Origin of the sequence: Nocardia sp. NPDC057663 (assembly GCF_042799895.1) — a bacterium.
Lineage (GTDB): Bacteria > Actinomycetota > Actinomycetes > Mycobacteriales > Mycobacteriaceae > Nocardia.
This window is the reverse complement of the sequence record NZ_JBHVHX010000009.1, coordinates 136587-147514: the sequence shown is the minus strand read 5'-3', so window position 1 is coordinate 147514 and position 10928 is coordinate 136587. Positions and strand designations below refer to the sequence as shown.

At 69.1% G+C, this 10928-nt stretch carries 12 protein-coding genes; 6 read left to right on the top strand and 6 right to left on the bottom strand.

Going from position 1 to position 10928, the window contains the following annotated elements:
* The first annotated feature begins 25 nt into the window (after positions 1 to 25).
* The gene (locus ACFVAV_RS20795) at positions 26 to 373 is read left to right on the top strand and encodes a hypothetical protein (RefSeq protein WP_379036633.1); all 348 of its coding nucleotides are present in this window, start codon (positions 26 to 28) and stop codon (positions 371 to 373) included.
* The gene (locus ACFVAV_RS20790; protein ID WP_379036632.1) at positions 366 to 995 is read left to right on the top strand and encodes a Dabb family protein; all 630 of its coding nucleotides are present in this window, start codon (positions 366 to 368) and stop codon (positions 993 to 995) included. The genes ACFVAV_RS20795 and ACFVAV_RS20790 overlap by 8 nt, the downstream gene beginning before the upstream one ends.
* 40 nt (positions 996 to 1035) lie before the next feature.
* On the opposite strand, the gene ACFVAV_RS20785 is transcribed toward ACFVAV_RS20790, so the two are convergent.
* The 4 genes from ACFVAV_RS20785 to ACFVAV_RS20770 all read right to left on the bottom strand — a co-directional run bounded on the left by ACFVAV_RS20785 (position 1036) and on the right by ACFVAV_RS20770 (position 5396).
* Entirely contained in the window at positions 1036 to 1893 is an 858-nt protein-coding gene (locus tag ACFVAV_RS20785) for an IclR family transcriptional regulator (protein ID WP_379036631.1), read from the bottom strand.
* A gap of 183 nt (positions 1894 to 2076) precedes the next feature.
* Entirely contained in the window at positions 2077 to 2982 is a 906-nt protein-coding gene (gene bphC, locus ACFVAV_RS20780) for a biphenyl-2,3-diol 1,2-dioxygenase (RefSeq protein WP_379036630.1), read from the bottom strand.
* A 25-nt stretch (positions 2983 to 3007) separates the two neighbouring features.
* Positions 3008 to 4186, bottom strand: a complete 1179-nt coding sequence (locus ACFVAV_RS20775) for an acyl-CoA dehydrogenase family protein (protein WP_379036629.1) — start codon at positions 4184 to 4186, stop codon at positions 3008 to 3010.
* 34 nt (positions 4187 to 4220) lie between these two features.
* Positions 4221 to 5396 carry a Rieske 2Fe-2S domain-containing protein gene (locus ACFVAV_RS20770; RefSeq protein WP_379036628.1) on the bottom strand — a complete coding sequence of 392 codons (1176 nt, stop codon included), beginning with the start codon at positions 5394 to 5396 and terminating at the stop codon, positions 4221 to 4223.
* Between the two features lie 205 nt (positions 5397 to 5601).
* On the opposite strand from ACFVAV_RS20770, the gene ACFVAV_RS20765 reads away from it, so the two are divergent.
* From ACFVAV_RS20765 to map, 3 genes are all read left to right on the top strand, one after another.
* Positions 5602 to 6198: a hypothetical protein gene (locus ACFVAV_RS20765; RefSeq protein WP_379036627.1), complete on the top strand. Its 597-nt coding sequence runs from the start codon at positions 5602 to 5604 to the stop codon at positions 6196 to 6198.
* Between the two features lie 108 nt (positions 6199 to 6306).
* A complete protein-coding gene (locus ACFVAV_RS20760) occupies positions 6307 to 7116 on the top strand; it encodes a mycofactocin-coupled SDR family oxidoreductase (protein ID WP_379036626.1) in 810 nt (269 codons plus the stop codon).
* A 62-nt stretch (positions 7117 to 7178) separates the two neighbouring features.
* On the top strand, positions 7179 to 7946 hold the full coding sequence (gene map / locus ACFVAV_RS20755; RefSeq protein ID WP_379036625.1) for a type I methionyl aminopeptidase: 768 nt from the start codon (positions 7179 to 7181) through the stop codon (positions 7944 to 7946).
* An 18-nt stretch (positions 7947 to 7964) separates the two neighbouring features.
* On the opposite strand, the gene ACFVAV_RS20750 is transcribed toward map, so the two are convergent.
* Positions 7965 to 8228 (bottom strand): helix-turn-helix domain-containing protein, encoded by a 264-nt coding sequence (locus tag ACFVAV_RS20750; RefSeq protein WP_379036624.1) that lies wholly within the window; start codon positions 8226 to 8228, stop codon positions 7965 to 7967.
* An 88-nt stretch (positions 8229 to 8316) separates the two neighbouring features.
* Positions 8317 to 9945 carry an MFS transporter gene (locus tag ACFVAV_RS20745; protein ID WP_379036623.1) on the bottom strand — a complete coding sequence of 543 codons (1629 nt, stop codon included), beginning with the start codon at positions 9943 to 9945 and terminating at the stop codon, positions 8317 to 8319.
* Between the two features lie 346 nt (positions 9946 to 10291).
* On the opposite strand from ACFVAV_RS20745, the gene ACFVAV_RS20740 reads away from it, so the two are divergent.
* The gene (locus tag ACFVAV_RS20740; protein WP_379036621.1) at positions 10292 to 10816 is read left to right on the top strand and encodes a hypothetical protein; all 525 of its coding nucleotides are present in this window, start codon (positions 10292 to 10294) and stop codon (positions 10814 to 10816) included.
* Positions 10817 to 10928 lie beyond the last annotated feature (112 nt).

Sequence of the window (10928 nt, the reverse complement as noted above, 5' to 3'; positions counted from 1 at the left end):
GGCGATGGGTGCCTACCGTCGGCGCATGAACACTGCGAAGGTCTACGTGATCGACACCGTGGTGACGAAACCCGGCCGGGCCAGGGACTTCGTCGACGCCTATCTGCGGGAGTACGCGCCGGGCGCGCGTGAGCGGGGGATGACACTCGAGCGGATTGTGGTGAGTCCGCCGGTGTGGTTTCCCGACGAGTCGAACACGGTTATCGCGACGTGGGCGCTCGACGGGGCCGAGGGGTGGTGGGAGATGACCTGGCGGGGGCGGCCGGATCCGGCGGTGCGGCGGTGGTGGGCCGCGGTGGACGAGTTGGTCGTCCATCGGACGCGGTCGACCGGTGCCGAGGCCGCCGATGTCGAAAGGCTCGGCAATGTTTGATGTCGTTCGGCTGGTGCATCTTTCACCGGAGGGCGGGACGGCCGCCGATCGTCTGATGACCGAGCTGCGCGCGGCGGCGGCCGGGGTGGCACGGCGGGTGCTGGTCCAGCCCACGCTGCCGGGGGTGCGCAACGGCGGAGACGTCTTGGTGCATCTGCGGTTCGACGAGCCGGCCGGCTGGTTCGGCTGTGCGCCGCGGGTGGACGCGGTGCTGGCCGATCCGCTCGTGACCCACGTCGACGGCGCCGAATACGACGGCGGTGTCGGTGGTTTCGCCGAGCCGCGCTCACCGGGATCGGTGTACCGGGTCCTGCTGCTGCGGGTGGCGCCGGGGACCGCGCGCACGGTGGTGGACCGCTTCGAAGCCGACCTGTTGCGGATGCCCGAGTACATCCCGACGATGCGGTCCTGGCAGCTGAGCCGGGTGATCCGCGGTATCGGGTCCGTGCCGTGGACGCATGTCTGGGAGCAGGAGTTCACCGATCTCGACGGGCTCGACGGTCCCTATCTGATGCACCCGGTGCACTGGGCGCACGTCGACCGGTGGTTCGATCCCGAATGCCCGGACGTGATCGTGCACGACCGCATCTGCCACAGCTTCTGCGCGAACGAACTCACCTGATCCGGGCCGCCGCCCGCTCCCGCCGGGCGGCACACCGGGGTCACGCGTAGCGGGGCGGGCGGTGGTCGGCGGCGACCCGGGTCGCCGGGCCGACACCCAGCGGTCGCGGATGCTGCTGCAGGGTCGGGCGGACCCGCACCCGGCCGTCGTCGACGTGCCGCCAGATATTGAGCGCCGTCGTGCGAATCGGGGCGGAGAGCCGGTGGTCGAACACCATGCGATCCACCGGCCCGCACACCGACACGGCGGCCACGGCGGACTCGCCGAGGTCGCCGATCGGGGCGGCGAGGCAGCCGAAACCGGCCAGCGATTCCTCCCGCTCGACCGCGATCCCGTGCGCCCGCACCTTGTTCAGTTCGGCGTCGAGCTGGGCGCGGGTGGTCAGCGAGTACTTGGTGCGGGCGCTCGCCTGGCCGGTGCCGACCTCGGCGAGGCGACGCTCGTCGGAGTAGGCCAGGATCGCCTTGCCGACCGCCGTACAGTGCGCGGGCCGCCTGCCGCCGACCCGGGTCGGGACCGCCGCGGCCAGATCGCCGCCGACCTTGTCCAGGTACACGACGTCGGGACCGTCGAGGACGGCCAGGTGCACGACGAACCCGGTGACCCGGTGCAGCTCGTGCAGGAACGGCATGGCCGCGCGATGCAGCCGGTCCTGGTGCACGGCCAGCGACCCGAGCTCCATCAGCCGGATACCCAGCTCGTAGTCGCGGCCCTCGCGGCGCAGCCAGCGCAACTGCACGAGCCGCTCCAGCATGCGATGCGCCGAGGACCGGGGTAGGCCGGTCCGGCGCACGATCTGGGCGAGGGTGAGCCTGCCCGGGCCGTCGAAGGCGTCGAGCAGCAGGGACGCGCGATCGAGGATCGCGCTGGGGGTGGTGGCTTCGGCCTGGATGACCATGGAGCGCTCCATTTCGGATCTACGAGCTGATGCCCACTCGCATATTTCGATTAGGCATATACCTATTGATACCATCCCGTGTGTTGGTTGTCACATGAATCTTCAATCTGCGTGCAAACGACGACGGCCCCCGTGCCGAGCGGAGTGCTCGGCACGGGGGCCGTCGAAGGGCTGTGCGGGGAGTTACATGGCCGCCAGCGGCTCGCTACCGGACCAGTCGTGGCCCCAGTAGCTGTCGGCGGTGATCTCCTCGGCGGTGTAGTACGTCTCGTCGACCTTCATGCCTTCGGTGCCGAACTCGATGTCCCAGCCGCCGGGTGCGCGGACGTAGAACGACACCATCTTGTCGTTGGTGTGCCTGCCCAGCGTCGAGGACACCGAGAAGCCGTCCCTGGTGACGCGGTCGAGCGCCTGGCCGACGGCGTCGAGGGTGTCGACCTCCACCATGATGTGCACCAGGCCGGGCGCGCCGCCGTGCGGAGCGGGGCACAGCGCGAGGCTGTGATGACGCTCGTTGACGCCGAGGAACCGGACCCGCATCGGACCGAACTCCGGCGGCGCGGGGATACGGAACGCGCCGCGCGGCAGGAACCCGAGCACCTCGGTGTAGAAGCCGAACGCGCCGTTGGGGTCCATGGTCGGCAGCACGACATGGCCCAGGCCCTGGGCGCCGGTGACGAACTTCGCGCCGAAGGGCGTCACCACGGGGCTGTGGTCGAGCACCGCGCCGTGGAAGATCTCGAGCGTCGCGCCGGTCGGGTCCTGGAAGGTGATGACCTCCTCGACCCGGCGCGCGTCGGCCTCCTCGACCGAGAGCGGCTTGACCGCGATGCCCGCCGCCGTCACGGCCTCTTGCACGCGGACCAGGGCCGCGTGGTCGCGCACCTCCCAGCCGATGGTCACGACGGCGTCGCTGTCACCCGGCACGACCGTGATGCGCACCGCGCGCTCGTCCATCCGCAGGTACAGCGCGTTCTCGTCCGGCCCGCTGCCCTCGGCGAAGCCGAGCACGTCGAACGCGAAGGTGCGCCACCGGTCCATGTCGGCGGTCTGGATCTTGACGTAGCCGAGGCCTTTGATGTCTGTCATTTCCGTTGTCCTTCTTGGTATTCGGTCAGATCATCGAGCGGAGGTTGTCCGCGGGCTCGAGACCGAGGGAGCTGATGGCCGAGGCGTGGTACACCGTGCTCGGCACGTGGATGGCGTGCGCGAGGCCGACGTGGGCATCGCGCCAGTAGCGCTGCAGCGGCTTGTCGGTCCGCATGGCGTTGCCGCCGGACCGCGCGAAGATCTGGTCCACGGCCGACACCGCGCGCCAGGCCGCGCGGACCTGGGTGCGCCGGACCGCGGCCCGGTCGGCGAAGCTGATCTCCTTGCCCGCGTCGACGGCGTCGAAGATCTTGTCGGCGTTGGCCAGCAATTCCTGGCGGGCGGCATTGATGTCGGCGGCGGCCTCGCCGATGGCGAACAGGACGTACGGGTCGTCCTTGACCGCGGTGCCCTGCGCGCCGACCCGGTCGCGCTGGTAGTCCAGGTGCGCGGCCAGCGCGCCCTCGGCGATGCCGACCACCGCGGAGCTGATGCCCAGCGGGAACATCGTCGACCACGGCATCTTGTACAGCGTCTCGGTGACGCCGTACTCCTTCTGCGCGGTGCCGTCGATGACGTGGTCGCCGTTCATCACCCGGTAGTCGGGCACGAAGGCATCCTTGACGATGATGTCCTTGGAGCCGGTGCCCCGGAGGCCGACCACATTCCAGGAGTCCTCAACGATCTGGTAATCCGCGCGCGGCAGGATCATGTGCAGCATCGTAGGCGGCATGGCCATGGAGCCGTCGGGGTTGCCGAGCATGGCGCCGAGGAAGATCCAGTCGCAGTGGTCGGTGCCGGAGCTGAACTGCCAGCGGCCGTTGAAGATGTAGCCGCCGTCGACCGGGCGGGCGATGCCGGTCGGCGCGTACGGCGAGGCCATCCAGGTGTCGTGGTCGTCGGCCCACACCTCGTCCTGCACCTTCGGGTCGGCGAAGGCCAGCTGCCACGGGTGCACGCCGACGATGCCGGCGATCCAGCCGCTGGCCGGATCCAGCGCCGCGGTGGCCATCACCGTCTCGGCGAACTCGCGCGGATGCGCCTCGTACCCGCTGTACTTCTTGGGCTGCAGCAGGCGGATCGGGCCCGCCGACTTCAGCAGCTGCGCCGTGGCGTCGGGCAGCTGTCCGAGCCGCTCGGCCTCCGGGGCCTGATCGCGCAGCTGGTCCGCGATCGCGGCGATGTTGTCGAGAACCTTGGTCATCGCAGGTGGTGCTTTCTGTTCGGGGTGATGAGTGTCAGGACATGGTGTTGATGACGGCGCCGCGGGCGATGTTGTCGGCCACCTCGGCCTCCCAGCTGGTCACCGCGCGCTCGGTGTCGATCTCGAACTCGAACCGCGTGGTCATGTCGTCGGTGACGTCCTCGACGTCGACGTAGAACTGCTTGTACCAGCGTCGCAGCTGGTAGACCGGTCCGTCTTCCTCCGAGAGCAGCGGGTTGTCGATCGGGGCCTTGTTCTTCCAGATCGCGACGTCCTGCTCGAAGCCGTACTCGACGCCCTGCGCGAACTGGGCGGCCATCGCGTTCGCGTCGTCGTCTGACATGCCCTGTGGCTTCTTGACCATCGCGCCGTACTGCAACACGAACGAGTTCTCGCTGACGGGGTAGTGGCAGTTGATCAGCACCGTCTCGATCGTCATGCCGTTGGCCTCGCTCCAGAGCCAGTCGATCATGTACGACGGGCCGAAATACGAAGCGTCCGAACGCAAGGTGGAGTTCGGGTCGTCGTAGCTGGTGCCGACCTCGATGTCGTGACGCGGCGTCGAGCGCATGTACTGGGTGGCGACCTGACCCTCGAAGACGTTCTTGAAGTAGCGCGGGAACGCGTAGTGCACGTAGAAGAAGTGCGCCATGTCCACGACGTTGTCGACGATCTCGCGGCAGTGCGAGCCCTCGATGAGCATCGAGTTCCAGGTCCAGTCGGTCCACTCGTCGGTGCCGTAGCCCTCGATCTCGGGGATGGTCACGTCGTCGGTGGGCTTGCTGCCCTGCGGGTCGTGCCAGACGTAGAGCTGGCCGTTGCGCTCGAGGGTCGGCCACGAGCGGGTCTTGGCCAGCGGGGGCACCCGGCGCGCGTACGGGATGGCGGTGCACTTGCCGTTGCCGCCCCAGCGCCAGTCGTGGAAGGGGCAGGCGATCGAGTCGCCCTTGATGGTGCCCTGCGCCAGGTTGCCGCCCATGTGGCGGCAGAAACCGTCGAGCACGTGCAGCGCGCCGTCGGATTCGGACTGGAACACCACCAGGGTGGTGCCGAAGGCCTTCACTTCGTGTGGCTTGCCATCGCGGAACGACGAGAGCAGGCCGAGGCAGTGCCAGCCGCGCGCGAAGCGGGTCGGTGCGGCAGCGGCCTCGATCTGGCGGTAGTCGGCGGTGGCGTCCAGTGATCGGCCGTTCGGCGGGTTCTCCGGCATCGAAACCTCCATGTATCGGACGGAGTGGGGATGAGCTGTGCTGATGGTCACGCCGCGAGGGGGTCGCCGGGCTGCCGTGTTCCCGGTCAGCGGACATGTTTTCGGCGCGGGCGGCCGGTCTCCCGATCAGCGGGAGAGGAACCGATCACAGCCTGCGGGCGGCCATAGCGTGACGGAACCTGCAGGCAGGACGAGAGGAATGATCATGGGTAACGTCGCGGTGGTTCTGGAGACCGATGCCATCCGGTTGTTCGCCGAGGCGGCGCGCTCCCACAATCCGGCCTACCGGCTCGCCGACCGGCCCGTGGTCCCGCCGACCTTCCTGCCCGCCGACGGATTCGGCGCCGTGGCGGGCGAACGGGTGGAGACCGACCACCGGTTCTTCGGCCCGCCGCCGCGCGCGGGCGACCAGCTGACCGCGATCCGCGCGGTCGCGGGCGACCCGGTGGCCGCGCCCGCCGTCACGGCGGCCGAGTCGCTGACCCGCTACTTCGACCGCACCGGCGGCCTCGTCGCCGAATCGTGGGCCGCCGCCGGACCCGTTGCCGGCGAACCGGCCTCGCCGCAGGCGGCCGCGCTGCTGGCCACCTATGCCACCGACTGGCTCGGCGCGGAGAACATCCGGCGGTTCCGCACCAGGGTGGTGCGTCCGCTGCCGCCCGGCGACGTCATGACCTGCTCGGGGCATGTCACGCAAAGCTATGTGCAGGACGGTGAATCGCGCGTCGACGTCACCCTGTCCGGCGCCGACGCCGCGGGCGAGGTCGTCGTCCGGGCCTGGGCGACTTTCGCCCGCGACTGACCCGCCCAGTCCTTCCTCGCCGCGGCCAATCCGCTGATTCCGCACCGCGAGACGCCCGGCAATGGTGTGGTGTTCATAATGCACATCGAGGTTCGGAGGTAGTAGGACATGACGCGACGCTACGAAGGCAAGGTCGCCTTCATCACCGGCGCGGCCCGCGGACAGGGCCGGGCCGAGGCGGTCCGGTTCGCGGAAGAAGGCGCCGACATCATCGCGATCGACGCGTGCGCGGACTTCGCCAGCACGAGCTACGCGGGCGCCACCGAAGCGGACCTGGCCGAAACGGTTCGCCTCGTCGAGGCCGCCGGGGGCAAGATCGCCGCGAGCAAGGTCGACGTCCGTGATTTCGACGCGCTCTCGGCGGCGCTGGCGGCCGGGATCGAACAATTCGGCAGGCTCGACGTGGTCGTCGCCAACGCGGGTATCTGTTCGGCCGCGCTGTCCTGGGAGATCACCGCCGAGCAGTGGCAGGAGACGATCGATGTCAACCTGACCGGCGTCTTCCACACCGCGAAAGCCGCGATTCCGCACCTGATCGAGCAGGGTGAGGGCGGCGCGATGGTGTTCATCAGCTCGGTGGCGGGGCTCAAGGGCATCCCGTTCACGGGCCACTACGTCGCCACCAAGCACGCCATCACCGGTCTGGCCAAGACGATGGCCAACGAACTCGGCGAGCACCGGATCCGGGTCAACACCGTGCACCCGGCCGGGGTGGCCACCGGCATGCAGATGGCGGAGATGGGCGTGCTGTTCGAGAAGTACGCGGCGACCCTGGCGCCGATCTTCATGAACGCGCTGCCCACCTACCTCACCGAGCCCGAGGAGATCGCCGCCGCGGTGGCGTGGCTGTGCTCGGACGAGGCCGGGCAGGTCACCGGCGCGCAGATCCCGGTGGACATGGGGAACCTGAACCGCTGATCCGATTGGTATTTTTATACCGCCCCCATTAGGCTGGTATGAAAATACCAATTGGAGGCGTGATGGTGGAGCTGAAGTCACCCGCGGAGATCGAGCGGATGCGGGTGACCGGCCGATTCGTGGCCGATGTGCTGGCAGGCGTGCACGCGACGGCCGCCGTCGGCGTGAACCTGCTCGAGCTGGAAGCGTATGTGCGGGAACGGATCCGCGAGCGGGGCGCGGTGTCGTGCTACTGGGACTACGCGCCCTCGTTCGGTCGCGGGCCGTTCCGCAACACCGTCTGCCTGGCGGTCAACGATGCTGTGCTGCACGGCCTTCCGCACGACTATGTCCTGCGTGACGGCGACGTGCTCACCGCCGACCTGGCCGTCTCCATCGACGGCTGGGCCGCCGACTCCGCGGTGACCACCATCGTCGGCACGCCGGACCCGGCCGATCAGCGGCTGGTCCGGGCCACCGAGGAAGCCCTGGTAGCCGGGATCGCGGCCGCGCAGCCCGGCAACCACATCGGGGACATCTCCGCCGCCATCGCGGCGGTCGCGCACGACTACGGCTACCCGGTCAACACCGAGTTCGGTGGGCACGGCATCGGCCGGACCATGCACGAGGATCCGCACGTGGCCAACGCGGGCCGGGCCGGGCGCGGCTTCCGCTTGCGTCCCGGTCTCACCGTGGCGATCGAGCCCTGGTTCGCGGCGGGCACCGCGAAGGTCGTGACCGATGCCGACGGGTGGACGATTCGCTCCGCCGACGGATCGCGGTGCGCGCACAGCGAACACACCATCGCGGTCACCGCCGACGGGCCGAGCATTCTCACGCTCCGCGACTGAGTCGAATACCCGAGCGGGTCAGGCGGATTCGGCGACCTGCTCGGCGCGGTAGACCTCGGCGAGCTCGGTCAGCGGGAGCGACAGCGCCTCCGCGAGGCCGACGACGGTGCCGAAGGCGGGGGAGGGCAGGCGGCCGGATTCGATCTTGCGCAGCGTCTCCGGGGAGATGCCCGCCGCGTGCGCCACCTCGGTGAGGTCGCGCTCGCCGCGCGCGGAGCGCAGGCAGCGGCCGAGGCGACGGCCTGCTTCGACCTGGGCCGGGCTGAGAGGGAGACGCACCATGGACCCGAGCCTAGGTGGGGTATTTAAATACCGCAACCGCGGACGGGCCGGTGATCACCCAGGATCACCGGCCCGTCCGTACCGGGGGTCAGTGCGCGGTGCCGCCGGTGGCCGGCGTGCGGCCGTGCCGCATGATCACGGCCAGGACCAGGGCCACTGCCGCCGCGGCGCCGCAGACCCAGAAGCCCAGCTCGTAGCCGCGATCGCCGAAGACGTCCGGAATCGGCGCCGGTGGTTGTGCCTGCCCGCCGACGCTGACCAGCGCGGTCATGCCGTTGGCGTGCAGGAATGCCGTGACGATCGCCAGACCGACGGCCACGCCCATCGACTGCATGACGCCCAGCATGCCCAGGCTGACGCCCTGCTGCTCCTGCGGGACGGCCTCCACCATGAGAATCGGCATGGCCGCGTAGTAGAAGCCGAAACCGATGCTGAACACGGCGTTCACGAGCAGGAACACGGTGCTGGTGTGCGGGAGCACGGCGAAGGCCGCGGCCGAGCCGACGAAGATCACCAGGGCGACGACGAGCGGGATCCTGGCGCCGACCCGGCGCGCGATCACACCGGCGAGTGCGCCGCAGACCATGGTGACCACGGCGCCGAGCAGGGCGATGCGCAGCGCGAACTCCAGCAGGGTGTAGCCGTTGCCGTAGGTGTAGCCCGGATCGAGTGTCACCTGGACGGCTTCGGCGGGCAGTGGCTGACCGGTCGCGGCCTGCACCTTGGCGAGAATGCCTTGTTGCGCGCCCGCGGTGACGGTCGCCTCGTCGGGCGTCTGCGACATGTAGGCGATGGCGTAGGAGACGACGCCGATCTGCAACGAGGCGAACAGCGCGCCCGCCAGCACCAGCGCGACGCGCGGGTGGAACAGCAGCTTCATGTCCATGATCGGTTGCGCGACACGGGTTTCCACCAGCACGAACAGGATCAGCAGGACGACGCCGGTGATCACCCAGGCCAGGGTCGTCGGCTTGCCCCAGCCCCAATCGTGGCCCTTGTCGACGTAGATCAGGATCAGCGCGGCGCCGCCGGCGAGCAGCAGGGCGCCGACGATGTCGATCCGCTCCCGCACCCGCAGCTTGGATTCCGGCACCACGAAGTACACCAGGGGCAGCATCACCAGGGTGAACGCGGCCAGGACCCAGAAGATTGCGCGCCAGCTGTAGTTGTCGACGAGGAAGCCGCCGAGCAGCGGTCCGGCGATGGCGGACACGCCCAGGCCGGTCGCGGTGACGCCGAGGCCGAGCGGAACGTACTTGCGCGGCATCAGGTCCCGGATCAGGCCGTAGGCGATGACCGCGGTCGCGATGGCAGTGGCCTGCAGGCAGCGGCCGAGCAGGAAGATGCCCCAGTTCGACGTGGTCGCGTCGAGGACACAGCCGATCACGAAGAGCAGGCCGCAGATGAGGAACATCCGCTTCTTGCCCCAGACATCGCTCATCTTGCCGATGAGGGGCGACGCGGCCGCGCCGATCAGGCCGAAAACGATGATGGCCCAGTTGATGTTCGCGCCGACGCCGGGGAAGGTCGGGGCGATCTTCTGTAGTGCCGCCGAGACGATCGTGTACTGCATCGGGGCGATCTCGGTGAACAGCACGATGACCGCTAGGACGGTGAAGATCCGGGCGCGGGATGCGCCGTCGAGTCGTCCGGTGTCGTCGCCCTTGGTGAGTTCGGGGCCCTCTGACGTGGGGGGATCTTGAGGAATGGTGGACATTGCCACGCTCCGTTGTTCGGGAACTTCGTTCGAAATGGAGTGGAATGCGTGCGCTTCGATGTGATGTAGATCGCACACGTTCCGCCACGGAGTATGTGACCTAGCGAGCGTTAGGTTGGTGTTATTTGACGTTTGTCCCGCTGAGTGGGTCGTCAATATGACGGGGCGGCGTGGCGGCGGAACCGGGGAGACTGATCGGTTTGCCCGGTCGTTGCGAATCCGGCTGTGCCGCAGGCTGATCCGGATTCGGTCGATCTGGTGTTATGCAACATAGCCATGGCGCATCATGGGTGGGTATCGCGCTGATCCCGGGGCAGGTCGGGTCGGCTAGTCGGAGGGAAGACCCATGAAGTTCAAGCAGTTGCTGGCTGCCGGTGTGCTCACCGTGGCAGCGACCGGCATCGCCGCGGCCACCGCGCACGGCGCTCCCCTCGCAGGCCCCGGGGTGGCCGGTGTCGACGGCGCCGTCACCTATACCGCGGCGGTCGCCCCGGACGGGTCGGCGGCGACCGTGGCACTGGCGGCGGGCACGTTCGAGCTCACGCCCGACGCCGGGGTCGCCGTGCTGGCACCCGACGGGAGCCGGGTCGGCTTCATCCCGACGACCGTGCAGGCCGTGGCCGGGCCCGCGGTGCAGGTGATCCCCGAGGTCGACGCCGCGGCGACGACGCTCACCCTCACCGCGGTCGGCGCACCGGCGCCGAATCCGCTCGCGCTGCAGAACATCGACCAGACCGGCAATATCGTCGCCGGCATCGCGATCGGCTGCGTCGTCGGCGCGCTGATCGGGTTGATCTTCCTGATCGTCAGCGCCATTCCGGGCTGCGTGATCGGTGCGGTGATCGGCGGGATCATCGGCGCGAACCAGTAGTCGCGCGTGCGGCGGGGGGTGGGGGTACAACCCGCGCACGCCCCAGGCGTGCAGGGCCCCCCGAAAGTTTTTTTTTCGCAGCGTAGGTGAGGACGGTCGCAGGGGGGTGGAT

Excerpts from the sequence above, each read along its gene's own strand:
- ACFVAV_RS20795 (WP_379036633.1), top strand. The coding sequence starts at position 26 with ATGAACACTGCGAAGGTCTACGTGATCGACACCGTGGTGACGAAACCC.
- ACFVAV_RS20790 (WP_379036632.1), top strand. The coding sequence starts at position 366 with ATGTTTGATGTCGTTCGGCTGGTGCATCTTTCACCGGAGGGCGGGACG.
- ACFVAV_RS20785 (WP_379036631.1), bottom strand. The coding sequence starts at position 1,893 with ATGGTCATCCAGGCCGAAGCCACCACCCCCAGCGCGATCCTCGATCGC.
- bphC (WP_379036630.1), bottom strand. The coding sequence starts at position 2,982 with ATGACAGACATCAAAGGCCTCGGCTACGTCAAGATCCAGACCGCCGAC.
- ACFVAV_RS20775 (WP_379036629.1), bottom strand. The coding sequence starts at position 4,186 with ATGACCAAGGTTCTCGACAACATCGCCGCGATCGCGGACCAGCTGCGC.
- ACFVAV_RS20770 (WP_379036628.1), bottom strand. The coding sequence starts at position 5,396 with ATGCCGGAGAACCCGCCGAACGGCCGATCACTGGACGCCACCGCCGAC.
- ACFVAV_RS20765 (WP_379036627.1), top strand. The coding sequence starts at position 5,602 with ATGGGTAACGTCGCGGTGGTTCTGGAGACCGATGCCATCCGGTTGTTC.
- ACFVAV_RS20760 (WP_379036626.1), top strand. The coding sequence starts at position 6,307 with ATGACGCGACGCTACGAAGGCAAGGTCGCCTTCATCACCGGCGCGGCC.
- map (WP_379036625.1), top strand. The coding sequence starts at position 7,179 with ATGGTGGAGCTGAAGTCACCCGCGGAGATCGAGCGGATGCGGGTGACC.
- ACFVAV_RS20750 (WP_379036624.1), bottom strand. The coding sequence starts at position 8,228 with ATGGTGCGTCTCCCTCTCAGCCCGGCCCAGGTCGAAGCAGGCCGTCGC.
- ACFVAV_RS20745 (WP_379036623.1), bottom strand. The coding sequence starts at position 9,945 with ATGTCCACCATTCCTCAAGATCCCCCCACGTCAGAGGGCCCCGAACTC.
- ACFVAV_RS20740 (WP_379036621.1), top strand. The coding sequence starts at position 10,292 with ATGAAGTTCAAGCAGTTGCTGGCTGCCGGTGTGCTCACCGTGGCAGCG.